16 protein-coding genes are annotated in these 24,404 nt (G+C 65.8%); 9 read left to right on the forward strand and 7 right to left on the reverse strand.

Annotated elements, in window-relative coordinates; genetic code table 11:
• Positions 1–96: 96 nt before the first annotated feature.
• Entirely contained in the window at positions 97–3,360 is a 3,264-nt protein-coding gene (locus QQL87_RS00750; protein WP_284416283.1) for an Rne/Rng family ribonuclease, read from the reverse strand.
• An 834-nt stretch (positions 3,361–4,194) separates the two neighbouring features.
• On the opposite strand from QQL87_RS00750, the gene QQL87_RS00755 reads away from it, so the two are divergent.
• The 5 genes from QQL87_RS00755 to QQL87_RS00775 all read left to right on the forward strand — a co-directional run bounded on the left by QQL87_RS00755 (position 4,195) and on the right by QQL87_RS00775 (position 11,418).
• A complete protein-coding gene (locus tag QQL87_RS00755) occupies positions 4,195–5,508 on the forward strand; it encodes an N-acetylmuramoyl-L-alanine amidase (protein WP_284416282.1) in 1,314 nt (437 codons plus the stop codon).
• A gap of 243 nt (positions 5,509–5,751) precedes the next feature.
• Entirely contained in the window at positions 5,752–8,259 is a 2,508-nt protein-coding gene (locus QQL87_RS00760; RefSeq protein WP_284416281.1) for a penicillin-binding protein 1A, read from the forward strand.
• A 113-nt stretch (positions 8,260–8,372) separates the two neighbouring features.
• A protein-coding gene (prfB, locus tag QQL87_RS00765; protein WP_284416280.1) for a peptide chain release factor 2 occupies positions 8,373–9,507 on the forward strand; the annotation gives its coding sequence in 2 pieces (ribosomal slippage) (positions 8,373–8,441 and positions 8,443–9,507; 1,134 coding nt in all).
• Positions 9,508–9,510: 3 nt separating this feature from the next.
• A complete protein-coding gene (locus QQL87_RS00770) occupies positions 9,511–10,392 on the forward strand; it encodes an NAD(P)-dependent oxidoreductase (protein WP_284416279.1) in 882 nt (293 codons plus the stop codon).
• Between the two features lie 105 nt (positions 10,393–10,497).
• The gene (locus tag QQL87_RS00775; protein ID WP_284416278.1) at positions 10,498–11,418 is read left to right on the forward strand and encodes a DMT family transporter; all 921 of its coding nucleotides are present in this window, start codon (positions 10,498–10,500) and stop codon (positions 11,416–11,418) included.
• 46 nt (positions 11,419–11,464) lie between these two features.
• Here the strand turns inward: QQL87_RS00775 and upp are convergent, their stop codons facing one another.
• Positions 11,465–12,100, reverse strand: coding sequence for a uracil phosphoribosyltransferase (gene upp, locus QQL87_RS00780; protein WP_284416277.1), 636 nt, complete (start codon positions 12,098–12,100; stop codon positions 11,465–11,467).
• Positions 12,101–12,161: 61 nt separating this feature from the next.
• Entirely contained in the window at positions 12,162–13,889 is a 1,728-nt protein-coding gene (locus tag QQL87_RS00785; protein WP_284416276.1) for a cation:proton antiporter, read from the reverse strand.
• Positions 13,890–13,914: 25 nt separating this feature from the next.
• Between QQL87_RS00785 and QQL87_RS00790 the strand changes: the two genes are divergently transcribed.
• Both QQL87_RS00790 and QQL87_RS00795 read left to right on the forward strand, forming a co-directional pair.
• Positions 13,915–14,475 carry a DUF3124 domain-containing protein gene (locus tag QQL87_RS00790; RefSeq protein ID WP_284416275.1) on the forward strand — a complete coding sequence of 187 codons (561 nt, stop codon included), beginning with the start codon at positions 13,915–13,917 and terminating at the stop codon, positions 14,473–14,475.
• Between the two features lie 862 nt (positions 14,476–15,337).
• Positions 15,338–16,591: a LysM peptidoglycan-binding domain-containing protein gene (locus QQL87_RS00795; protein WP_284416274.1), complete on the forward strand. Its 1,254-nt coding sequence runs from the start codon at positions 15,338–15,340 to the stop codon at positions 16,589–16,591.
• 10 nt (positions 16,592–16,601) lie between these two features.
• On the opposite strand, the gene QQL87_RS00800 is transcribed toward QQL87_RS00795, so the two are convergent.
• Positions 16,602–17,336: a DUF4279 domain-containing protein gene (locus tag QQL87_RS00800; protein ID WP_284416273.1), complete on the reverse strand. Its 735-nt coding sequence runs from the start codon at positions 17,334–17,336 to the stop codon at positions 16,602–16,604.
• Between the two features lie 153 nt (positions 17,337–17,489).
• Between QQL87_RS00800 and QQL87_RS00805 the strand changes: the two genes are divergently transcribed.
• Positions 17,490–17,792, forward strand: coding sequence for a hypothetical protein (locus QQL87_RS00805; protein WP_284416272.1), 303 nt, complete (start codon positions 17,490–17,492; stop codon positions 17,790–17,792).
• Between the two features lie 1,712 nt (positions 17,793–19,504).
• Here the strand turns inward: QQL87_RS00805 and QQL87_RS00810 are convergent.
• Complete coding sequence (locus tag QQL87_RS00810; protein ID WP_284416271.1) at positions 19,505–20,941, reverse strand: aminotransferase-like domain-containing protein; 1,437 nt, start codon at positions 20,939–20,941, stop codon at positions 19,505–19,507.
• A 108-nt stretch (positions 20,942–21,049) separates the two neighbouring features.
• On the opposite strand from QQL87_RS00810, the gene QQL87_RS00815 reads away from it, so the two are divergent.
• Positions 21,050–22,195, forward strand: coding sequence for a pyridoxal phosphate-dependent aminotransferase (locus QQL87_RS00815; RefSeq protein WP_284416270.1), 1,146 nt, complete (start codon positions 21,050–21,052; stop codon positions 22,193–22,195).
• Between the two features lie 19 nt (positions 22,196–22,214).
• On the opposite strand, the gene QQL87_RS00820 is transcribed toward QQL87_RS00815, so the two are convergent.
• Complete coding sequence (locus tag QQL87_RS00820) at positions 22,215–23,585, reverse strand: M23 family metallopeptidase (protein WP_284416269.1); 1,371 nt, start codon at positions 23,583–23,585, stop codon at positions 22,215–22,217.
• Positions 23,586–23,692: 107 nt separating this feature from the next.
• The gene (locus tag QQL87_RS00825; RefSeq protein WP_284416268.1) at positions 23,693–24,364 is read right to left on the reverse strand and encodes a peroxiredoxin; all 672 of its coding nucleotides are present in this window, start codon (positions 24,362–24,364) and stop codon (positions 23,693–23,695) included.
• Between the last annotated feature and the right edge of the window lie 40 nt (positions 24,365–24,404).

Genomic DNA, 24,404 nt, shown 5'->3' on the forward strand with positions numbered 1-24,404 from the left:
GATCCAAACAGAAAACGCCCGGCCAGACTGGCCGGGCGTTTTGCGTTGCTAGGTCGAAAGTTGCTAGGTCGAAAAAGGGCGCCTCGGACCAGCTGCCTACTGGCCGCCGCCGAAGCGGCGCGACCACCAGCCAGCCCGCCGCGGGGCCGCGGGGGTGTCGGAGTCCGGGGCCGGCGCGGTTGCGACCGGCTCGTGCGTTGCGGTCTCCTCGGCCGGTGCGGGGCTGCTCTCGGCAACATTCGCGGCCGACGTCGCGCTGTCAGTCCTCGGCTCTGACGAGAAGCTGACCTTCTCGCGAACGGTCGACCGGCGCGGTGCCTTCTCTGACTCGGTCTTGGGAGCCTCGCTCTCCTGCACCTGAGCTTCAGGGGCAGGGGGCTGCGGCGCCGGGATCGCGGCGGGCGCGATGGCCTCCTCGACGTCGGTGACGGCCGTGGCATGGACCGGCGTCGCATGCTCGGCCGGCTCGTCGTCATGGCCGGGAGCGCCATTGCCGTCGAAATCGGCCACGGCCGATTCGGCCTCCGAGGCGGATGTCGGCGCGAGCTCGTCACCAATCGATGCCGCGAGACCATCCTCTGCGCCACCACGGCGACGGCGGCCGCCGCGGCGTCCGCGCCGGCGGGGACGCCGCTCGCCGCCGGGCTGATCGGTCTGCTCGCCCTGGGCGAAAGCAGGCTGTTCCTCGGTCTCGTCATCCTCGACGTCACCATCCTCGGCCGGCTGCTCCGCAGCCAAGGCCGGTTCGGTGGCAGCCGGACCAACGGCGCCTTCCGGCAGTCCGCCCTCGCGGGCCTCATTGCCACGGCCACGCCGGCGCCGGCGCCGCTTGCGGCGCTGACCCTCGCGTTCGGCTTCGGTTGCGCCGCCATCGGCCGCGTCCTCGGACAGGCCTTCGGTCTCCTCGGTCTCGACCTCGGATTCGGTCTCGACGTCGAACACCTCCTCCTCGTCGTAGATCTCCTCGGCCACCAGCGGCGGCGCGGACGCCTGCGCCGCGAGCAGCGCCTTGGCGGCCTCGAGCGTGTGCACCTGCTCGCCGCGATCGATGATGAAGGATTGCTGGCCGCTCACGCTCGGATCGGCGATCACGGCGAGTGAGACCTTGAAGCTGTTTTCGAGGTCGCGCAGATGGCCGCGCTTGTGGTTGAGCACGTAGAGCGCAACCTCGGTGCGGGTACGGACCACGAGATTGTGGGTCGCGCCCTTCATCAGCGTCTCTTCGAGGCTGCGCAAGAGCTGCAGCGCCACCGAGGACACCGAGCGGACGTGACCGGTGCCGCCGCAATGCGCGCATGGCTCGGTCGAGCTTTCCAGCACGCTGGCGCGGATGCGCTGGCGCGACATCTCTAGCAGGCCGAAATGCGAGATGCGGCCGACCTGGATGCGCGCGCGATCCTGCCGCAGGCAGTCGGACAGCTTGCGCTCGACGGAGCGGTTGTTGCGCTTCTCGTCCATATCGATGAAGTCGATGACGATCAGCCCGGCGAGGTCGCGCAGGCGGAGCTGCCGCGCCACTTCCTCGGCGGCCTCCATGTTGGTCTTGAGGGCGGTGTCCTCGATGTGATGCTCGCGCGTGGCGCGGCCGGAGTTCACGTCGATCGAGACCAGCGCCTCGGTCTGGTTGAGCACGATGTAGCCGCCCGACCGCAGCTGCACGGTCGGCGAGAACATCGCGTCGAGCTGGCTCTCGACGCCCATCCGCGAGAACAGCGGCTGGCCGTCACGATACTGCTTCACCGCCCGGACGTTGGTCGGCATCAGCATCTTCATGAAATCGTGCGCTTCGCGATAGCCGGCTTCGCCGGCCACCAGGATTTCGTCGATCTCCTTGTTGTAGAGGTCGCGCAGCGAGCGCTTGATCAGCGAGCCTTCCTCGTAGACCAGGGTCGGGGCCTGCGACTTCAGGGTCATGTCGCGGACCGTTTCCCACAGACGCAGCAGATATTCGAAGTCGCGCTTGATCTCGGGCTTGGTGCGGTTGGCGCCGGCGGTGCGCAGGATGACGCCCATGCCCTCGGGCACGTCGAGATCCTGCACCACTTCCTTCAGGCGCGAGCGGTCCTGCGCCGAGGTGATCTTGCGGCTGATGCCGCCGCCGCGGGCGGTGTTCGGCATCAAGACGGCATAGCGGCCGGCCAGCGACAGATAGGTCGTCAGCGCAGCGCCCTTGTTGCCGCGCTCCTCCTTCACGACCTGCACCAGCATCACCTGGCGGCGCTTGATGACCTCCTGGATCTTGTACTGGCGGCGCGGGCGGAAGGTGCGCTCCGGCACTTCCTCGAGCACGTCGTCGCCGCCGACCGATTCGACGACCTCTTCCTCGATCTCGTCCTCGTCGTCGTCGTCCTGGTCGCCGGCAGCGGAATCCGCGCCGTTCTCGTCACCCGGAACGATCGTGACATCGCGGCCTTCATGCTCGGCGACCGGCGAAACGTCATCGTCGTGATCATGCTCGTCATGATCGTGCTCATCATGGCCATGGCCATGGTCGTCATGGCCATGCCCGTCATGATCATGGTGGTCGTGATCATGGTCATCGTGAGCGTGCTCATCGTGACCATGCTCATCGTGGCCATGGGCTTCATGGTCATGCGCGTCGTCGTCATGATCGTCGGCCGTGCCCGCAGCGCCGGTCGTTTCGGCGGCGGCGCTCACCGAGGCAGCCACAGCCCCGGCAACGTCGCCGACCGGTCGGTCCGCGGCCTGTCCGGCATCGTCGGTGACGGCCTCATGATGCTCGCCCGCGGAGGCGCGCGATTCATCGGCTGCGCCCTGGTCAGCCTCGCTCGTCACATGGCCGGGAACCGCGGCCTCGGAGAAGCCGTGCGGCTCAGGCTGCTCGGCCGCCTCGGCATGCGGCTGATCGGAATGATCGTCATAAACGTGAGCGTGGGGCTCATGCGCCTCGTGGTCGGCCTCATGGGCTTCGGCGTGCGCGGACTGGCCGCCGTCGACGGCCTCGATGACCTCGCTCTGGACCCGCTCGCCGCTGCCGCGGCGCCGCGAGCTGCGGTGCCGGTTGCGCCGGCGGTTGGAGCGGTTCTCACTCTCTTCCTCGGCCTCGCGGTGGGCGCGCTCCTCGGCCTCGATCAGCGCCTGCCGGTCGGCGACCGGAATCTGATAGTAGTCGGGATGGATTTCGCTGAACGCCAGGAAGCCATGGCGGTTGCCGCCATACTCGACGAAGGCGGCCTGCAGCGAAGGCTCAACACGCGTGACCTTCGCCAGGTAGATGTTGCCGCGGAGTTGCTTGCGCTGGGCAGTCTCGAAGTCAAATTCCTCGACGCGGTTGCCGCGGACGACAACGACCCGGGTCTCTTCCGGGTGGGTAGCATCGATCAACATCTTGTTGGGCATATTGGAACTCTTGGAGGCGACGGACGCGATTGGCCGCGAGCGCGTGGCGCGCTGTCGGATGACGCGACGGTCCACCTGATTCGGGGGTGAGGGGAAGGCCCAAGCGCAACTGGTCGCGCCGCGCCAACCCTGGGGCCGGCGGGGTGATCTGCCGGGCGGGGGTCAGGCCCCGCATCGGCGCGGATCGTCCGCTGGTCATGGTTGGCAACTCAGTCTGGCGCATCAAGCGTCGGGCCCGTCTGGAATATGTGGGCGGCAGCGGGTGCCGCCTTGTCTCTTGCCGAAGGCCAGATCGCGCCGAGACGCATGCCCTGGATCAATACCCATCCCGTCAGGAATGTGGTATCAGGCTACGCCGTGTCTGACCTTGGCCAAATCTGACCTCGTGCCCGGACGGTCTCAGCGAGACGGCGCCCGCGCTAGGCGCTACTCGGCTCGTGACCAGCTCTCCGTCGCAGCCGCGCGGGGGCGCGCAGGCTTGGTAAAGCGTCGGAAAGGCGCAGGAAGCTCCGATCGAGGGACCTCGGAGTGAGGAGCCTGATCACGGAATTTCCGGCTTTTCACCGGGAGGTTGAACGCGACACAACCGGCAGTAAGGAATAGCCTTCAGCCCTTCGTACATACGAGGAATGGTCAGGCGGTGCAAGGGAAGCGTCGCGGAACCGCAACAATCGGTGGCCTTTAACGAAAATGACAAAATTAGGCGGTTAACCCCTGGGATTGGTTGCGGTAAGACCGTCGCGCGGAGGCACGGAATTGGCAACTGGCCGGGCAAGCTACCTTTCATTGCTGGGATGTGCGGCGCTCTGCGTCACGCAAATGTTATGCGCTGCCATGGGCCCGGCCTACGGTCAGAGTGGTCCGATCGGCCAAGTTCCGCCTGCGGCCGTGGGCCCGGGGTTCCCGATCGCCTCCGATGCACGGCTGGCCGGCGATTCCCGGCAGACCCGGTTCGTGCTCGATCTGGATAAGACGGTGCCGTTTCGGGCCTTCCTGCTCAACGAGCCCTATCGGGTTGTGGTGGATCTTCCCCAGGTGAGCTTCCACTTGCCAACCGGGGCTGGAACCAGCGGTCGTGGATTGGTGAAGGCATTCCGGTATGGACTGGTGATGCCCGGCGGCTCGCGAATCGTGTTCGATCTCACCGGTCCGGCACGAATCGCCAATTCCACCGTGCTTGACGCTGCCAATGGCCAGCCGCCGCGGCTGGTGATCGAGCTCGAAGAGGTCGATGAGGCCACCTTCGCCCGGTCCGTCGGCATCGACAGCCGGCTGCAGTCCAGACCCGCCGAATCGGCACCTGCCATCACCCCGGCGGTCGCCGCGCAGGGCGGCGTTGTGCCTCCTGCCGTCAGGCCGCCGCCGACCACCGTCGCCGTCTCAACGCCCCCGACCGGCGGCCCTCCGGACACCCGACCCGTCATCGTGATCGATCCCGGCCATGGCGGCGTCGACTACGGCACACAGGGCGGCGAGGTGCCGGAGAAGAACATTGTGCTCGCCTTCGGCCAGTCGCTGCGCGACCGGCTCGAGCGGTCGGGGAAATACCGGGTGATCATGACCCGCGACGACGACACCTTCATCCCGCTGGGAGACCGTGTCCGAATCGCCCAGAAGCAGTCGGCGGCCCTGTTCGTGTCGATACATGCCGATGCGCTGCCCAAGGGCGAAGGGAGCGCGCAGGGCGCCACCATCTATACGCTGGCGGATAAGGCCTCCGACGTCGAGGCGGAGCGGCTGGCCGAGGCCGAGAACCGCGCCGACCAGATCGGCGGGGTCAATCTGACCGAAGAGCCGGCTGATGTCGCCGACATCCTGTTTGATCTCGCAAGGCGGGAAACGCGCACATTTTCCAACAGGTTTGCCCGTCTGCTGATGAACGACATGAAGACATCGGTGCATATGCATAAGCGGCCGCTGAAATCGGCCGGCTTCCGCGTGCTCAAGGCCCCCGACGTGCCGTCGGTTCTGGTCGAGCTTGGCTATGTCTCCAACAAGGGCGACATGGGGAACCTCGTCTCCGACGCGTGGCGGTCGCGCACCGCCGACGCCATGGCGCGGGCCATCGACGCCTTTCTGGCCAAGCGCGTCGCCAATGCCGGTGGAGAGCGGGCCGACAAGCCGGCCGCGCCGCGTGCAAAGCCCTAGTTTGGCCACAGCGACCGCCGTATAAACATGCTGCGAGGCACCCGGAATCATGTGATGATTCTTTCTCTGCAGACTTGTGATAGGCTCAACCGCTGATAGGTTTGACCGGGCGGTTCTCTGGCCTGGGTTACGGCCTGGCTTACGTGGCATTGCAGCCAGCCGCGTGGCTTTGGCGGCAGCGCCTTTTGGGTTGCGCCGCGTCCAAGCCGAGAGACGAACAAGAGTTGGAACGGATATTTGCCGATGCGCTTTCTGGTGCGGTTTCTGGGATTCCTGTTCGCGGCGGGTACCGTTGTCTTCCTGGTCGGTGTGGCGGCGGCGGCTGGCCTGATCTGGCATTTCTCCAAGGACCTGCCGGACTATTCCCAGCTGCAGGATTACGAGCCGCCCGTCATGACGCGCGTGCACGCGGCCGACGGTTCGCTGGTCGGTGAATACGCCAGGGAGCGGCGGCTCTATCTGCCGATCCAGGCGGTTCCCAAGCTGGTCATCAACGCCTTCCTCGCTGCCGAGGACAAGAACTTCTACGAGCATGGCGGCATCGATTTCACCGGCATGGCCCGCGCCGCGGTGGTCTATGCGCAGAACTTCGGCTCGAACCGGCGTCCGCAGGGCGCCTCCACTATCACGCAGCAGGTCGCCAAGAACTTCCTGCTGACCAATGAGGTCTCGTTCGCCCGCAAGATCAAGGAAGCGCTGCTGGCGATGCGCATCGAGCGCACCTACTCGAAGGACAAGATTCTCGAGCTCTATCTCAACGAGATTTATCTCGGCTCCGGCGCCTACGGCATCGCCGCAGCCTCGCTGGTCTATTTCGACAAGTCGGTCAACGAGCTCACGGTGGCGGAAGCGGCCTATCTGGCGGCGCTGCCGAAAATGCCGGGCAGCCTGCATCCGATCCGCAACCGCGACCGCGCCATCGAGCGCCGCAACTACGTGGTCGACCGGCTGCTGGAAAACGGCTGGATCAAGCAGGCCGACGCCGAGAAAGCCCGCAAGGATCCGTTGACGATCGCGAGCCGCAACACTGGCGCCCACATCTTCGCCGGTGAATATTTCGCCGAGGAAGTGCGTCGCGACATCTTTGAGCGTTACGGCGAGAAGAAGCTCTACGAGGGCGGCCTGTCGGTCCGCACCACGCTCGATCCCAAGGTCCAGGTGATGGCCCGCAAGGCCATGGTCGCCGGCCTCGTGCGCTATGACCAGGAGCAGGGCTATCGCGGAGCGGTCTCCAAACTGGACATTTCGGGCGATTGGGGCCTCAAGCTGGCTGAGATCAAGTCGCTGTCCGACATTTCGCCGTGGCGGATGGCCGTGGTGCTGGAGACCAGCGACCAGTCCGCCCGCATCGGCTTCCAGCCGCCGCGCGAGCTCGGCGGCGCCGTCAGCAAGGAACGCCAGACCGGGTTGATCACGCTCGACGGCGTCAAGTGGGCGCGCGCAGCGACCGGCAATGGCCGCGGCAAGGTTCCGACGTCGGTGGCCCAGGTGCTGCAGCCGGGCGACGTGATCTATGCGGATCCGCTGTTCAAGGAAGGCAACCCGGTCGAGGGCCAGTACCGTCTCGAGCAGCTGCCCGAAGTGTCGGGCGCGATGGTCGCGATGGATCCAAACACCGGGCGCGTGCTCGCCATGGTCGGCGGCTTCTCGTTCGACCAGAGCCAGTTCAACCGCGCCACCCAGGCCTACCGGCAGCCGGGATCGTCGTTCAAGCCGATCGTCTATTCCTCGGCGCTCGACAATGGTTACACGCCGTCGACCCAGGTCGTCGACGCGCCGATCGAGATCGACCAGGGGCAGGGCGGTCAGGTCTGGCGTCCTGACAACTTCTCCAACGGCAAGTATCTCGGGCCCACGACGTTGCGCAACGCTCTGCGGCTGTCGCTGAACACGGTGACGGTGCGGCTGGCGCAGGACGTCGGCATGCCCTTGATCTCGGAATATGCACGCCGCTTCGGCGTTTATGACGAGTTGCCGAACTACCTGTCCTACGCACTTGGCGCAGGCGAGACCACGGCCATGCGCATGGTCACAGCCTATTCGATGATCGCCAATGGCGGTCGCCGGGTGAAGCCGACCTTGATCGACCGCATCCAGGACCGCTACGGCCACACCATCTTCAAGCATGACGCCCGCGAATGCCGCGGCTGCGATGCGCCCGACGGCTGGAAGAACCAGAACGAGCCGCAACTGGTCGACCGTCGCGAGCAGGTGCTGGATACGATGACGGCCTACCAGGTCACCTCGATGCTGGAGGGCGTGGTGCAGGCCGGTACGGCGACCGTGCTCAAGGAGGTCGGCAAGCCGATCGCGGGCAAGACCGGCACCACCAACGAGGCCAAGGACGCCTGGTTCGTCGGCTTCTCGCCGGATCTCGCGGTTGCGATCTACATGGGCTACGACAAGCCGCGTCCGCTCGGCAAAGGTAATGCCGCGACGGGCGGCCATCTGGCGGCGCCAATCGCGAAGGACTTCATGAAGCTCGCGCTGGCCGACAAGCCCGCCACGCCGTTCAAGATCCCGGCCGGCATCAAGCTGGTGCGCGTCGATTCGAAGACCGGCATGCGGGCGAGCCCGGGCGACGGCGGCCGTACGATCATGGAGGCGTTCAAGCCGGGCACGGCACCGCCGGACAACTACTCGGTCATCGGCGTGGCCGATGCCGACGGGCGCATGGCACCCTCGCAGAGCGGCGGCCAGCCTGATTCCGGCAGTTTCATCATCCGTCCGGGAACCGGAAGCCTCTATTAGGCGGCTGAAACGCGCGGTGGTGCGACGCAGGCGATTGCGCTTTGCGTTGCGCACCGCTACATCCCCCGTCGGACATGACGCTGCGGTTGCGACCGCGGCCTGAAGAGAGCGATATGCGCGCCGAAATCGAAAAAATCGTAGAAGAGATCAAGCAGTCTGTCGGGCTGCTGAGGAGGCATCTTTGACGTCGATGCATCGACGGCAAGGCTGGCCGAGCTGAACAAGCTCGCCGAAGATCCCAACCTCTGGAACGATCCCCAGAAAGCTCAGAGACTGATGCAGGAGCGGACCTCTCTGGAGGATTCGCTGACCGGCATCGGCAAGGTTGAGCGTGAGCTCAGCGACAACATCGAGATGATCGAGCTCGGCGAGGCCGAGAACGACGCCGGCGTGGTCACCGAGGCCGAGAACGCGCTCAAGGCCTTGAAGAAGGAGGTCGCGCGACGCGAGCTCGAGGCGCTGCTGTCCGGCGAGGCCGACAAGTTCGATACCTATCTCGAGGTGCATGCCGGCGCCGGCGGAACTGAAAGCCAGGACTGGGCGCAGATGCTGCTGCGCATGTACACGCGCTGGGCCGAAAACCACGGATTCAAGATCGAATATCTCGAAGAGACCCAGGGCGAAGAAGCGGGCATCAAGTCGGCGACCATCCAGATTTCCGGCCACAATGCCTATGGCTGGCTGAAGACCGAGGCGGGCGTGCACCGTCTTGTCCGCATCTCGCCGTTCGATTCGAACGCGCGGCGGCATACCTCGTTCTCGTCGGTTGCGATCTTTCCGGTGGTCGACGACAGCATCAAGATCGACATCAAGGAATCCGACGTCCGCACCGACACGATGCGCTCGGGCGGCGCCGGCGGCCAGCACGTCAACAAGACCGAATCGGCGGTGCGGCTGACGCATATTCCGACCGGGGTCGCGGTGGTCTGCCAAGCCGGTCGCTCGCAGCACAAGAACCGCGCCCAGGCCTGGGACATGCTGCGCGCGCGTCTCTACGAGATCGAGCTGAAGAAGCGCGAGGAGAAGGCGGCCGCGGATCAGGCCGCCAAGACCGATATCGGCTGGGGCCACCAGATCCGCTCCTACGTGCTGCAGCCCTATCAGATGGTGAAGGACCTGCGCACGGGCGTGCAGACCTCGGACACCTCCGGCGTGCTCGATGGCGATCTCGATGAGTTCATGGCGGCCACCTTGGCGCAGCGCGCGTTTGGCATCACGCCAGGGGCTGCGATCGAGGACGTGGACTGACCGGTGGCACGCGTCGCCTTCATCGGTCTCGGCCGCATGGGCCATGGCATGGCCGGGCGCTATCTTGACGCCGGCCATGCGGTGGCGGTCTGGAATCGCAGCAAGGCGAAGGCCGAGGACCTGATCGCGCGCGGCGCGCGCTGGTCGACCTCGCCGGCCGATGCCGCGATCGATGCCGACGCCGTCGTGACCATGGTCGCCGATGACGACGCCTCGCGCGCGGTGTGGCTCGGGCCTGATGGTGCGGCAGCGACGATGCGTGTCGGCACCATCGCGATCGAATGCTCGACCGTGTCGCGCGATCATGCGCTGCGCCTGTCGCGTGAGCTGAATGCCCGTGGCGTCACCTATATCGACTGTCCGGTGACGGGACTTCCCGATGCGGCGGCGAGCGGCAAGCTGACCCTGCTGGTCGGCGCCGATGCCGCCGACCTCGACCGCGCCCGGCCTTATCTGACGCCGATCGGCGCGACCATTCGCCATTTCGGTGCCGTGGGCGCCGGGACAGTCTACAAGCTGATCAACAACCTGCTCGGCGCGATGCAGATTGCGGGCCTTGCCGAGGGACTTGCGATCGCCGAGCAGGCCGGGCTCGACATGACCCTCGTGCTGGAGGCGATCCAGGGCGGTGTCGCGGCGAGCCCGCAGGTGCTGCGGCACGCGCCGCGCATGATCGCGCGCAACTTCGCCGATGCCAGCTTCACGGCGGCGCTGCGCCACAAGGATGCGGCCTACGCCTTGCGCCTCGCCGAGGAGCTGCTCGGCGAGCGACCCATCATGGCGCAGGCGGCGGTTGACGCCTACGCACGCGCGAAAGCGGCGATGCCGGATGAGGACGAGGGCCGCATGATCGAGCTGGTCTCGCGGCCGAAAGCCCTGCCTTAGCGATCCTTTCCTCACCGGTCGCCCCGTATCCAGACGGAAAGCGGGTGGACCTTGCACCGCTGCCTCTGCAACGGTCGAGCAGACATCGAACGGCGGTTGGCGGTGATGGCCTTTTCCAATGACAGGATGGACGCGCGGGATTGGTCGCTGCTCGGCCTGCTGTCGCTGCTCTGGAGCGGATCGTTCATTTTCAACGGTCTGGCCTTGAAGGAGCTGCCGCCATTGACGCTGGTGCTGCTGCGCATTGCGCTGGCCGCCGCAATCCTGCTGCCGGTGCTGCGCCTGCGCGGGCTCGGCTTTCCCGTGGGGATTGCCGGATGGCGACCATATTTTGCGGTGGCGCTGTTCAACAACGTCGTGCCGTTCTGTCTGATCGTCATCGGCCAGACCTTCATCACCTCGGGTCTGGCCGCGGTCCTCAATGCCACCACCCCGCTGTTCACGATCGTGGTGATGGCTGCAGCGGGAGATGAGCGGCTCTCGGCGCGGCGGGTGGCGGGCCTGATCGTGGGTCTCGTCGGCGTCGTCATCTTGAGGAGCGGGGCGGGGCTCGACGGCTCCGGAGACGGCTATGGCCTTCTGTTCGGCCTCGGTGCGTCGCTCAGTTACGGCATTGCCGCCCTGCTGGTGCGCCGTCATCTCGCCAGCTCGCCGCCACTCGCGACCGCCACCTTCCAGCTGTCCGCCTCGAGCATGATGATGCTCGTGATCGCCGGGGTGGTTGACCAGCCCTGGCACCTCGCAATGCCGGGGCTGCAGACGTGGCTGGCGCTCATCGGATTGGCAGCGCTGTCGACGGCATTCGCCTACATCGTGTTCTTTCAGGTCCTGCGCCGCTCCGGTGCGACCAATGTGACCTTGGTGACGCTGCTGATCCCGCTGACGACCATCCTGCTCGGATCGCTGGTGCTCGGCGAAACCATTTCGCTCCAGGAGATCGTTGGCGCGCTGGTGATCGGCAGCGCGCTGCTGGTCATCGATGGACGCATCTTCAACGTCCTGCGCATGGCGCCGCGCGCATCTTGACCCTTCGTGGTACCCGGGGTGATGCGGCGGCATCGATCGTGATAGCCTATTTCGTGCCGAACATCCGGTCGCCGGCGTCGCCAAGCCCGGGCACGATATAGGCGTGATCGTTCAGCTTCTCGTCGATCGCCGCCGTCCAGATCGGGATGTCCGGATGTTCGCTCGTGAACTTGGCGACGCCTTCGGGAGCTGCCAGCAGGCAGACGAAGCGGATGTCGCGGGCGCCACGCGCCTTGAGTAGCTCGGCCGCGGCACAGGCGGAATTGCCGGTCGCCAGCATCGGATCCATCAGGATCACGGTGCGGTCGGTCAGGTCCTGCGGCGCCTTGAAATAGTACTCGACCGCCTGCAGCGTGTTGGGATCGCGATACAGGCCGATATGGGCGATACGGGCCGACGGCATCAGGGCGAGCATGCCGTCGAGAAAGCCGACGCCGGCGCGCAGGATCGGCGCCAGGGTCAGCTTCTTGCCGGCGATCTTCGGCGCCTTCATCGGCGCGATCGGGGTTTCGATGTCGACCCATTCGATCGGCAGGTCGCGCGTGACCTCGTAGGCCAGCAGCATGCCGATCTCGTTCAACAGCTCGCGAAACCCCTTGGTCGAGCGGTCGCGCTCGCGCATCAGAGTGAGCTTGTGCTGGACCAGCGGGTGATCGACGACGTGGACGTGGCTGTTTGTCATGGCTGTGCGTCTAGCGGGATCTCGGGTGGTTTTCCAGATGGATCGGGGTGCGTAACCTTCGTCACGGCAGCACCTCGCGGCGGTCGGCGAGCATGGCCTCGGCCTCGTTGCGCCGGGCGGACAGCAGCCCGGCGCTGGCGTCCTGGATCAGGTTGAGCAGCACCTGCGCATCGCTGAGCCGCGGCACGGTCACGTAGTCGGCCCCGGCGTCGTAGAGGTCGTTGACGTCGGCGAGCAGGTCGGCCGTCGCGACAATCTTGGCCGTTGCGTTGATGCTGCGGACGTGCCGGACCAGCTTCTCGTTGTTGGCGCCCTTGAGCAGCGAATCCGGGATACTGAGGATGATGAGCTCGGCCTGGCCGACACCGGCATGCACCAGCGTGTCGACATTGCTGATGTCGCCATAGGTCACCTGGATGCCGCGGTCGGACAGGGTCCGGAACACCACGGGATTGAAATCGACCACGCCGATCTGCTCCAGCAGCGCCGGCTGGTTGCGCTCGATCTCGCTGAGCAGGGCGCTGGCGGTGCGGAAGAAGCCGAGCAGCACGATCGGCCGTCCCGCGCCGTGGCCGCCGTCATGGCCGGCCTCGCCGTCCTTGCCATCATCGAGGTCGCGCAGGCCGACGCGTTTCAGGAGCGGAATCGTCCGCCGTGCGATCGGGTCGGAGCGCACGATGACGAAGGTCGACATCACCGCGAGCAGCACGAAGGCAAAGGAGGCGGCGGCTGACGTGCCGGTCTTGAGGTGGCCGGCGGCGGCGCCGGTCTGGATCACGACCAGCGAGAACTCGCTGATCTGGGCGAGGTTGAGCGCGGGCAGGAGGCTCGCGCGCAGGCCCTGCCGCATCATGTAGAGCGGCGTGAAGGTGGTGACGAGCCGGCTCGCCACCGTGAACAGCGCGATCACCAGCGCCAGCCCGACCACGGACATCGTCGGGATCGGGATGGTCATGCCGAGGGCGACGAAGAACAACGTGATGAAGAAATCGCGCAAGGTCGTGATCTTGGCGGTGACGTCGAGCGCGTAGGGAAACGTCGACAGCGAGACGCCGGCGATCAGCGAGCCCATCTCGCGCGACAGATGCAGCCTTTCTGCGATCTCGCCGATCAGGAAGCACCAGGCCAGCGCGCCCAGCATGATCAGCTCCGGGGTGCGGGCGATACGGTGGAACACCGGCGGCAGCACGTAGCGGCTGAGCAAGAGCGCGATCGCGACCAGCGCGCCGGCGCGGGCGAACGACAGCAGGATCACCCCGACATGGAGGTCGTCGAGGCTCGGCTGCACCGCCAGGAACAGGATCGCGAAAACGTCCTGCAGCACCAGCACGCCGAGCGTGATGCGGCCGGGCAGGGTGTCGAGCTCGCGCTTCTCATACAGCACCTTGACGATGATCACGGTCGAGGACAGCGCGCAGGCGACGCAGAGATAGAGCGCGTCGTAGCTCTCTGCGCCCATCCGCATGCCGATGGCGACGAAGAACAGGATGCCGAGGGCGGCGCCGCCGAGCAGCTGGACGCCGCCGGCGATCAGAATCACCGGGCCGGCGCGGATGATCTTCTTCAGGTCGATCTCGAGCCCGATCATGAACAGCATGAAGATCAGGCCGAGCTCGGAGATCACCGAGATCGATTCCTGGGACTTGACCCAGCCGGTGCCGAAGGGGCCAATGGCGAAGCCCGCGACCAGATATGCGAGAATCGAGGGCTGGCGCCATCTGTGCGCCGCCAGTCCAAGCAGCCACGCAAACAGGATGCAGAGCGTGATGTCGCCGATCAGTTCATGCATGAAGCAACCCCCAAGGCGGCAACTTATGTCGCGATGCCGCACAAGGAAACCCGCAATCTGTCACAGCCGCCGCGCCGTTGCCGGGCTGCTGCTCGCCGCCGCTTTGATGGCCGGCGAGGCACAGGCTGCTGATGCCGTGACCACGACCTTCGCCGCCTCGCTGACGGCGGTTCCGGCGGAGGCGCCGAGCGTCACCGGCGCGGTCTATGTCCCGGTCTATTCCAGCGTCGCGGTCACACCGGGCAAGGCCCAGGCCGATTTCTCGGTGACCTTGAGCATCCACAACGCCTCCGAGCAGCGGCCGCTGATCATCCGGCGCATCAACTACTACGACACGGCCGGCGTCCTGGTCGAAGCCCATCTGCGCGCGCCGGTGGCCCTGAAGCCGTTCGCGACCATCGAGATCTTCGTGCCGACCAAGGACACCCGCGGCGGCACCGGCGCCAATTTCGTCATCGACTGGGCTGCGACCGGCGAGATCGCCGAGCCCGTCGTCGAGGCGCTGATGGTCGGCGGCATCGGCGCCGGCCATTACGCCTTCATCAGTCAGGGGCGGCCGATTCGGCAGAGCGGCGGCCGGCCGTAGCCTGGGCCAGCGTGTTCCACGCTGGTGGTCGCCGGAGGGCCCGTCGGACAGGCGTTCGGACATGCTCGCTCGTCGCCGCAGCGCCAGCGCGCCCGGAGTATGCGGGGGTATCGGACCCTCAAGAACGAGGGCGCAGGGAATGCCGGGTGAAGGGCCCCACCCATGGCCCGCCTGCGAAAAAAATGCAGGCGGCAGGTACCACAGGTCAAGCCGATCATCCGGCATTCCCTGCGCGATGGTGTTACGACTTATACGCGATCTCCCCGGTGCGCCGTGCTTTCTGGCCACCGTCGTCAGCGCCTTGCGTCCGCTCGGCACCGACTTGACCTCAGCGTCGGGAGGTCAGGACCACGCGACTTCGCCGTCCGCGACAGCCATTGCTCGTCCAGCAAGGCCACCACGTCCACCGCATCCCGCCTCAACGTCCGTGACGACGCGTACGCCCCTCGCAACGAGGCGGGACGACGCAGATCATACATGATTTCTGGAAAAGCGAAAGAGAAAAGTTGCGCAGGGTTGGCAACGGGTGATGCTGCGGTGCGAGCGGCCAGATCGCCTGGACCCAGCGTCTTGACGCACGTGATGGCGCGATGAGCTATCCGCGTTGCCGCCTCTTTTGAGGCGCCCGCGATCCGGGCTGCCGCGGAACGCCGTGCCGATGCTGGCGCCGTTGGCGCGGACGGCGCTCGGGCGTGGCGTCGCAACAAGCCGCATCGCGAACGGCCCGTCGGAGCGTCTGGGGCCGGGGTGTTTCGGTTGGGGACTCATGGCGCTTCTGCGCGCATGGTGATATGAGCAGACCCGATCTTCTCGCTGCCGGAGCTGTCGCCTCCGCGTTCGCCATGCACAGGGACGAACCTGTATGACCATTGTGAGCGGCAAAGCCTTGGCGTGGGCGGCTGGCATCCTTGCGGCGCTTGCGCTGTCGGTCGCCTTTGTGCCGGGCATCGATCTGGATGCGCTGATCTTCCGGCGTGGCCAGCCCATTTCCAGCCAGCCCATCGTCAGCCAGGACAAAGCCAGCCAGAGCGCGGCGGCATCGGGGACGCCGTCGTCAGCGACTGATCCGGCGCCCGCCGCCGCGGGGCAGGGGACGGCAGGCAAGGGCAGTTCGAATCCAGCGGCCACCGCGCTCACCACCGCGCAGCAGCAGGCCAACGGCCTCGCCGCGCTGCTGGCGCCTGTGACCCCGCCTGCTGCTCCGGACGGCGATGGGCCGTCGTTCGACGTGGTCAATGTCGATCCCGCGGGCGAGACGGTCGTCGCCGGCCGGGCTGCCCCCGGCGCCACGGTCGAGCTGCTGCGCAATGGCGAGCCGCATGACCGGGTCGTGGCCGATCGATCGGGCCAGTTTTCCATGGTTCCCCGCAAGCTGCCGGCCGGCGCGTCCGACCTGACCCTGCGCGCCCGTCAGCCTGACGGACGCGAGGTGACCTCCAAGCAGAGCGTCGCCGTCGTGGTCGAGGCCGGCAAGCGGCCGCCGACCGTCGCGCTGCTGGCGCCGGACCAGCCGACCCGCGTGCTGTCGAAGCCCGGAGCATCCTCGCCCCAGGCCGTTGCCGTGGACGCTGTCGACATCGAGCCGAACGGAACGCTACGTGTCAGCGGCCGCGCTCGGCCCGGTTCGACGGTGCGGCTCTATCTCAACGACCGCCTCGTCAGCTCGGCCACCGCCGCTGCCGACGGGCGTCTCACCGCGACCCTCAAGGATGTCACCTGGTCAGCCAAGGACCGGTTGCGGCTCGATGAGGTGGATGCGACATCCGGCACCGTTCTCGCCCGCGCCGAGGTGCCCTTGAATGGTCCCGACGATGCGACCACCGCGTCGGTGCCGACACGCGTGGCGGCGGCCGGCCCGGTGAGCGGCACGGCCGCCCCGCGGACGCAGCTGGCGATCGCCTCAGGCGCCGACCTGAAGGAGATGGGCTCGCCGTCCAGCCGCGGCGGCGCCAAGACCATCACCGTCTCGCGCGGCGACAGCCTGTGGCACATCAGCCGCCGTCTGCTCGGCGGCGGCACCCGCTATGCCGTGATCTACAAGGCCAACCGCGAGCAGATCCGCAGCCCGGACCTGATCTATCCGGGCCAGGTGTTTGTGCTGCCGGCGAAGCGGTAGTCTCGCACTTCTATCGGTGTTTCGCGAACAGCATTCGCTGGGCGGCGTTGATCGAGCTCTCGTTGAGATCGACCTCTCGCTTCGATGTCGGCATGTGCTGTCGTCTGGATTGGTAGTTGAAGTAGAGCGTGCCATGAATCCCATGGACGTCGCGCTTGAGGACCGGGCGCTGCCAAATCGCGTTGAGAACGAGGTTCGCATGGGCTTCGCCCACGCGCTGAACGAAATCCTCCGAGATTTCCATGTCACGATCACCGGGCGGAAATATCTGACAAAATTCGTCCTCGGTGGCCTGAAACACACTGAAAGTGGCGTTATCCGCGCTGTCGATCACCTGAATGTTTCTCCATTCGGAACGCGCGCCATAGATATCGAGGCCAAGTCGGATTCCGCGCTCTGCGAGCAAACACAGGCAGTGTGGACTGATTTCAATTCCTTCGTTCGTTTCCTGCAAGAACAAGCTGACGAACAGGTTCGGCCGATATCTTCCTAGGCTCCGCCAAATCGACAGGTCCTTGCTGAGCGGCAAGAGGATTTCCTCGATTTGCGCGTCAAGATCTCCAGGCTCGCGACGCTCCGCTCTCGCGATCCAACTGCCAGTTTGGGCGGTCCGTTCGCCTCGTATCACATCGCCCTTGCTGGCGCATGTGGAAGGCGCCCCGCCGAGGAGGGCGGTCAACTCCGTAGGGTTCAGGTCATCGCCAGAAAACCTCAGGGACGTGTGCGTTTCTGAAATCCTGCTCATTTGTCCAATTTTGCCTTCGCCATGATTTGCCCATTGTGATGGCTCTGATACGGCTGATGTTCAATGTATCCTTAAGGTCGAGGCAATCAATATACGCTATTGGCCGTCCCCCGACCTTCGCTTGGCAACGGCTCGCGCCAAGGACAACGTTCAATGTACTTACTCATTGCCTGTCTAATCATTATAATCGTTAGTGCCCAGATATCGTCTCGTTGGGCCTGGAACCTGTTCCGGGACTATGAGCTGGCGAGCCCATCCAAGCGGATCGCCGCGCGGCGGCGCGCGGTTTTGCCAGTACTCTGCGTGGGAGGTGTGGGGCTTCTTGTCGTCCTGCTACTTCGTGTTTCAGGGCCAGGACTTGGAGCAGCCTTAGTGAATGCTCTGATGGTGGTGGTTTCTATTTTCAGCGGCCTGTTTATTGGCATCATTGGTGCCGTCGGCGCGCACCGTAATTAACAAGCACTATAGTGGCCGGCATTTCCGCTTATGGCCCATGGCTGCCGACTTGCAGCACTGCGGCAAGTCGGCAGTTATCTGGGATACACCGACCATCGCGCCAACCCAGCAGAGAAAGCCGTCAGAGCCCGTGCCGAGGTTGTGCAGAAGAGATTCGCTCGGCGTGAGAATTTCAGTCATTGACCCGAATCGGACTTCTCTTTCGCTGACTCAAATTTTAATGTTAGGCCCGGGCAAAGGTTCACTCTCCCTGTATAAGGTCTGGCGGGTCCAAGGCACTGGAGCCGTCACGTGAGAAGGACCGACTGTGTTGCACGGGCTGCACTCGGCAGCTTGGCTGGTACGGTGACGTATTTTGCTTTGTACTTTGTTATGACGAAGCTTGGCATTGTCCAAGAGAAGCCGGTCATGTTTCATGTGATGATGATCATCGTTATACTACCAAGCGTAATAATATCCACCTTCAACGTTCCAGCGATGCTCCGCAGCGCGGATCGCGATGGAGCGGCGTAATCCATGAAGGCCGTGTTCGGTATCGTGTCAGCTCTCGCTTGGTGCGGAGCGGCGTATGGTTATGTTGTATTCGTTAGACAGCTTCGAGCATCCAGCTACGGAATGTGGACCTTAAATCAGCGAGCGCGTTTCAATGCGTGGCGAGGAAGGCCCATTGCGATCTTTCTGATCAGCGGAGCCATTTTCGCAGCAGCGATCGGGGCATCGATCGGATTCGGGTAGGTCGTCGCTTCGCGGAGACTCCGTTGTCAAAGCACGAATTTAGCTGTTGGCCCATGACTGCCGACTTGCGGCACTGCGACAAGTCGGCAGTTATCCGGGATACACCGGCTATGGCGCGAACCCATTTCGGAAGGGCAGCCCATGGCCGGCAGAGAAAGCCGTCAGGGCCGTGCCATGTCGGCTATTCGAGGTTGTGCAGTCCGTAGGGCGGATTAGCGGAGCGTAATCCGCCTATTCGGGTTGAATTGGCAGCGTGCGTGATGTCCCGGCAAAAGCGGCGGATTACGCCTTCGGCTAATCCGCCCTACGCGCTACGGAAGGATCTGTCCGACGTGAAACGAGCCCTTCGAAGATTGGGTTGGATCTATCTCACCGGCGTTGTGGTCGTGGCCGTCGCTCTTCTGACGTTTCGCTATTGGTCCGGGATGCACGGCTCTCTCCTCGTGGGGATCGCAGCTCACGACCTCGTCCTTGCTGTTCTCTGGCCCGTCTTTGTTGTGGCCGTCGTCTTGGCTATCCTCGGGTATGGCAACGTCGAATAGAAGGCTCGCCTGTCAGCCCAGACTGACATTCGCCGAGCTCGAGGGGCTCCCAATTTCACGCCTGGCGTGATAGCGTGCCAACGCAACGTCCGGAGGATCGATCATGAGAGCGCGACTGTTGGTGTCGTTTGTCGCCATTGTCGGAGTCCTTGCCGTCAATAGCCTGAACGCAGGTGCCGGAGAAGCGACGACGGAGGGCGTCAAAGCGCGGCCTGCTGCAGCCGATGCCCAGAAGTACAGGCCCAAGCAGGGATGTTTCGGGACCGGCACGCAAGACCCCGCAGGGCGTACCCAGGTGGTCTGCCGTTGAACGGCACGAGGTAGAGGTGCCTGAATTGGCGACCTCCTTGGAAGGCCCGAACGGAGGTCGGACATCGGGCGGAGCGTGCCCGCTCCATTTTGGTTTTTCAGACCTGCAGGCGCCCTCCCGAACAACTACGCGAGCATCTCACCCGCCAGCTCGCCCAGCCGCTCGACGCTGCGCTCGATCCGGGCATCCCAGTCGTGGCTGCAGCTCAGGCGCAGGCAGTTGCGGTAGCCGCCGCTCGCGGTGAACAGGCCGCCGGGCACGAAGCAGATGCGCTCGCTGAGTGCGCGGGTGTAGAGCGCGTTGGCATCGAAGCGGTCCGGCAGCTCCAGCCACAGCACGAAGCCGCCCTTCGGGTCGGTCATCCGCGTTTCGTTCGGGAAGCTGCGGTCGACCGTGCGGCGCATGCGGTCGATGTTGTCGGCGAACAGTTTGCGGATGCGCCGCAGATGGGCGTCGTAGCCGCCCGACTTCAGGAAATCGGCCATCGCCTTCTGCGGCAGCGCCGCGCCGCTCAGCGACAGCGCGAATTTCGCCGCCAGGATGTGGTCGTGGCGGCGGTTGGCGGCGAGCCAGCCGATCCGATAGCCCGGCGCAATGGTCTTCGAGAACGAGCTGCACAGGATGATGTCGGCCTTCGGGCTGATCGCGGCGAACGGGCGTGGCCGATCGTTGCCAAAACTGATGTCGCCGTAGATGTCGTCCTCGATCAGCGGCACGCCATGGCGCGTCAGCACCTTGGTGATGTCAGCCTTGCGCCCATCAGCTGTGCGCGTGCCCAGCGGATTGTTGAAGCTCGAAGCGAGCAGGCAGGCCGCGATCCGGCGCGCGCCGAGCGCCTTGTCGAGCGCTGCGACGTCGATGCCGCTGACCGGATCGGTCGGCAGCTCGAGCGCGCGCAGGCCGCGGGCTTCGAGCACCTGCAGCAGTCCGAAATAGGTCGGGGATTCGATCGCGACCGTGTCGCCCGGCGTCGTGGTGACGCTGAGCGCAATGTTCAGCGCCTCGGTGCAGCCGTTGGTGATGAGCACACCCTCGGGCGGCACCGCGTGCCCGAGCCGCAGCGCGCGCTCGGAGATCTGGTCGCGCAGCTCGGCGTCGCCATGCGGATCGGCATAGATGTTGTAGTGGCGGCCATGAACCCTGGCACAGCGGGCGAGATGGCGGTCGAGACGTTCCGCGGCGAGCAGGCTGGCGCTCGGGAGTGCGCAGCCCAGCGGCGCGTAGGACGGATCGCCGGCATAAGCGAGCACGCTGAAGACGGGATTGGAGATCGAGACCGGCGTGGCGCGTTGCGGCGGCCGGGAGGCTGCGGGCAGCGCGCGCTGCTGGTGCGGCCGCCCCAGGACATAGAAGCCGGACTTTGGCCGAGCTTCGAGCACGCCGCGATCCTCGAGCAGCCGATAGGCCTGCAACGCGGTCGTCAGGCTGACGCCCTGCTGGGCGGCGAAGGCACGCACCGAGGGCGCGCGCATTCCGACGCGCAGAACGCCGCTCTCGATCAGCGCCACCACGCGGCTCGCCAGGGTTTCATAGAGCGGCTGAGCGGGTGCGTGCTGGTCCATACAGTCCATCCAACATGGAATCTGTTCTGGTGGCAATTGCGATCATCTGTATCTGTCAGCCAGTCTCCCGACGGTTCTAGGGTGTGGCGTTCTCCAGAGGAGTCTGCCATGCCCCGCGTGCCCAGCCGTTTCCCGCACAACGACATCATGAGTCTGGCGCAGCCGGTGCGTTACGATCTCGCTGAGAGCCTCGGCCCGGATCTCCGGCTGGGCCAGTTGCTCGCCGGCGACTTCGCGCGTGAGCTGGACGACCTCACGCTCGCCTATGGACCGACCGAAGGCGATGCCGAGCTGCGCCGGCTGATCGCCGCCCGTCACGGCGTGCGCCCGGAGGAGGTGCTCACCACCGTCGGCTGCATGCAGGCGCTGTTCCTGCTCGCCTTCATCCTGAGCGAGCCGGGCGCGGAGGCGGTGATCGGATGCCCCGTCTTTCCCAACGCGCGCAATGTGCTCGACGCTGTCAACATGCGTGTCGTCGCGCTGCCGATGCGCTTCGATGACGGCTATCGTCTCGATGCCGATCGCCTGAGATCATTGCTGACCGCGCGGACCCGGCTGGTCAGCCTGGCGTCGCCGCAAAATCCGTCGGGTGTCGCGCTGTCGGAGCGCGAGCTGCACGACGCGCTCGCCGCCATGGACGAGATCTGTCCCGAGGCCTTCCTGCTGCTCGACGAGACCTATCGCGAGGCCGTGCATGGCGATGCGGACTTGCGTCCGAGCCTCGTCACGCGTGATCGCCGCATCGTCAGTTGTGCCTCGTTCTCCAAATGCCATGGTGCGCCCGGCATTCGGACCGGCTGGGTGATCACGCAGGACGCAGCGCTGCGCGCGCAGCTCGTGCTGGCCAAGTTCAACACGACGATTTCCAACTCCGTCGTCGATGAAGCCATCGCGCGGCGCATCCTGCGCGAGCTCGACAGCCTCATGCCCGAGCGGCGCCGCCATCTCGCTGCGGGGCTTTCACGAACGGCCGCGTTCGTTGCTGATAACGCCGAGCTGGTCGAATGGGTCAGGCCGGATGCCGGTGCGTTGTGCTGCGTCCGGCTCAGGCGCGGGGTGTTCGACGATGCCGCGGTGGCACGGTTCTACGACGAGCTCGCGGCGCGGGAAGCGCGCGTCGGCGCCGGATCCTGGTTCGGCGAGGAGGATCGCGTGGTCCGGCTCGGCTTCGGCCTGCTGGCGCTGCCGCAGCTCGACGAAGCGCTGCATCTTACGTCGCAGGCGCTGACGACGGCGGCGCGGAGAGGGCGGTGACCGAAGCGCGAGGCGCGATCTAGCCCGCGCTGAGCCGCACGCCGGCGCGCAGGAATTTCTGCGGGTCGACGGCTTCGCCGTCGATACGGGTCTCGTAGTGCAGATGCGGGCCGGTCGAGCGGCCGGTGGAGCCGACCTCGCCGATGATGTCGCCGATCTTCACCTGCTGGCCGATCTTGACGTTGATCTCGGAGAGATGGCCGTAGCGGGTGGAGAGGCCGTTGCCGTGATCGATTTCGACCATGCGGCCATAGCCGCCGGCCCAGCCGGCGTTCACGACCTTGCCATTGGCGGTGACGCGGACGGGATCGCCGGTGGCGGCGCGGAAGTCGAGCCCCGTGTGCATGGCGGGACGGCCGAGGAACGGATCGGAGCGCACGCCGAAGCCCGAGGTGAACTCGACCTCGCCGATGACCGGCTTGCGATACGGCACCAGCGACAGCGTGCGGTTCATCTTGTCGACCTGGGCGCGGGTCAGGCTGATGCGGTAGAGCTGGCGCTCGAACGGGCCGGATTCGGCGCCGATCTTGACCGGCACGAACGGGCCGCCCATGCCGCCCTTCGGCGTGGCCGCCTCGAGCTGGCCCATGTCGAGGCCGAGATCGGTGATGACGCCGCGCATCCGGCGCAGCTTCGATTCCAGCGTTTCCTCGGCCGAGGACAGCATCGCGATCTGCCGCGCCTCGACCTGGTCGAGCGAGCGCGTCAGCCGCGTCAGCACGTTGTCGACGCCGGCGAGCTTGGTGGCCTGGCTCGGCTGCGCATTGGCCAGAACGGGGCTGCGCGATTCGAGCCGGGCCTCGCGGTCCGGCGGCGCGGTGAAGATCACGGTGTCGCTGATCGGCGACGGCTTTGGCGCGGACGGCGCAGACGGCGGCTCGATCGCGGCCGGTGCGCGCGCAGGCGCACGAATCGAGCCGGTCACGTCGGGCATGCTGCCGAGCGCGGTGGCGCGGCCTTCGAGCGCGGTCTGGCGCTTGAGGATCTGGTCGAGCTTCTGGTCGAACTGCTCCTGGTCGAGCAGCTGGCGGCTGGTGGCGCGGTCGACCTTGGCGCGCAGCTCGGCGATGCGGTCCTCATAGGCGTATTGCATCTCGGCCTGGCGCGCGATCAGCCGCGTCAGCACGTCGTCGCGGAAGGCAAAATAGGTCGCGGTCGCCGCCGACCACAGGCCGAGCAGGCTGACGGTGCCGACCACGATCCAGAACACGATCGGGCCGATCCGCACCTGCTTGCCGGCATGGACGAGCGTGTAGTCGCTCTGCGATCCCGCCGCGACGGCCTGCGCAGGCGCCGGATGTGGTGCGGCTGCACGCCGGTGATGGGCGTGGCCGCGATCATGAGGATGGTGCTGGGGATATTCGGCGTGATGGCCGGAACGATGCGACATCGGCACTCCCGCGCCGGCCGGAGCTCATCAATTCCCAGCGGCGTCATTTACGGGAGGGATTTGACCCCTGCATGGTTAATTTTTCCCCAACACCATCGCGCGCGATTCTACAGGGCGCGCGCCACCGCCAGCACGGCGTCGGCATGGCCATCGACCTTGACGTTGCGCCACAGCTTGGCGACGCGGCCGTCGGCGCCGATCAGCACGGTGCTCCGGATGATGCCGAGAAATTTGCGGCCATAGAGCGATTTCTCGCCCCAGGCGCCATAGGCCTCCAGCATCTCGTGGGTCTCATCCGAGCCCAGCGGCACCGTGAGGTCGTGCTTGTCGCGGAAATTGTCCTGCGCCTTGACCGAATCGGCCGACACGCCGAGCACCGCCGCGCCGGCGGCGGCGAAGTCCTTGGACAGGCGGGTGAAGTCGATCGCCTCCTTGGTGCAGCCGGGCGTGTTGGCCTTGGGATAGAAGAACAGCACCAGCTTCTTGCCGGCGTAATCGGCCAGCGAGACGGTTCCGCCGCCGTCGCGGGGCAGCTTGAAGGCCGGCGCCTTGGCACCCTCGGCGAGCCCGGTTCCAGCGGCCGCGGGGGCGGCAGCTTTGGTCTTTGCGGCGGGCTTGGCCACGGACGCTTTGGCGACGGCCGCCTTGGCGCTGACGGGTTTTGCGGCCTTGGCGGTGGTCTTCTTGGCGACCTTCTTGGCGGCGGCGGCGACGCGGTTCCCGGCGGCCGCTCCGTACGACGCCGGATTGGAGGATTTCTTCCGTGATTCCTTTGACATACGCCTTCCTTTCGTCGCTTTCAGCGGCTCAACAATGAAA

Source organism: Bradyrhizobium sp. SSBR45G (assembly GCF_030159255.1).
GTDB lineage: Bacteria > Pseudomonadota > Alphaproteobacteria > Rhizobiales > Xanthobacteraceae > Bradyrhizobium.

Excerpts from the sequence above, each read along its gene's own strand:
- QQL87_RS00815 (WP_284416270.1), top strand. The coding sequence starts at position 21,050 with ATGCCCCGCGTGCCCAGCCGTTTCCCGCACAACGACATCATGAGTCTG.
- QQL87_RS00775 (WP_284416278.1), top strand. The coding sequence starts at position 10,498 with ATGGCCTTTTCCAATGACAGGATGGACGCGCGGGATTGGTCGCTGCTC.
- QQL87_RS00755 (WP_284416282.1), top strand. The coding sequence starts at position 4,195 with ATGGGCCCGGCCTACGGTCAGAGTGGTCCGATCGGCCAAGTTCCGCCT.
- QQL87_RS00790 (WP_284416275.1), top strand. The coding sequence starts at position 13,915 with ATGTCGCGATGCCGCACAAGGAAACCCGCAATCTGTCACAGCCGCCGC.
- QQL87_RS00760 (WP_284416281.1), top strand. The coding sequence starts at position 5,752 with ATGCGCTTTCTGGTGCGGTTTCTGGGATTCCTGTTCGCGGCGGGTACC.
- QQL87_RS00750 (WP_284416283.1), bottom strand. The coding sequence starts at position 3,360 with ATGCCCAACAAGATGTTGATCGATGCTACCCACCCGGAAGAGACCCGG.
- QQL87_RS00795 (WP_284416274.1), top strand. The coding sequence starts at position 15,338 with ATGACCATTGTGAGCGGCAAAGCCTTGGCGTGGGCGGCTGGCATCCTT.
- QQL87_RS00785 (WP_284416276.1), bottom strand. The coding sequence starts at position 13,889 with ATGCATGAACTGATCGGCGACATCACGCTCTGCATCCTGTTTGCGTGG.
- upp (WP_284416277.1), bottom strand. The coding sequence starts at position 12,100 with ATGACAAACAGCCACGTCCACGTCGTCGATCACCCGCTGGTCCAGCAC.
- QQL87_RS00805 (WP_284416272.1), top strand. The coding sequence starts at position 17,490 with ATGTACTTACTCATTGCCTGTCTAATCATTATAATCGTTAGTGCCCAG.
- QQL87_RS00800 (WP_284416273.1), bottom strand. The coding sequence starts at position 17,336 with ATGAGCAGGATTTCAGAAACGCACACGTCCCTGAGGTTTTCTGGCGAT.
- QQL87_RS00810 (WP_284416271.1), bottom strand. The coding sequence starts at position 20,941 with ATGGACCAGCACGCACCCGCTCAGCCGCTCTATGAAACCCTGGCGAGC.
- QQL87_RS00820 (WP_284416269.1), bottom strand. The coding sequence starts at position 23,585 with ATGTCGCATCGTTCCGGCCATCACGCCGAATATCCCCAGCACCATCCT.
- QQL87_RS00825 (WP_284416268.1), bottom strand. The coding sequence starts at position 24,364 with ATGTCAAAGGAATCACGGAAGAAATCCTCCAATCCGGCGTCGTACGGA.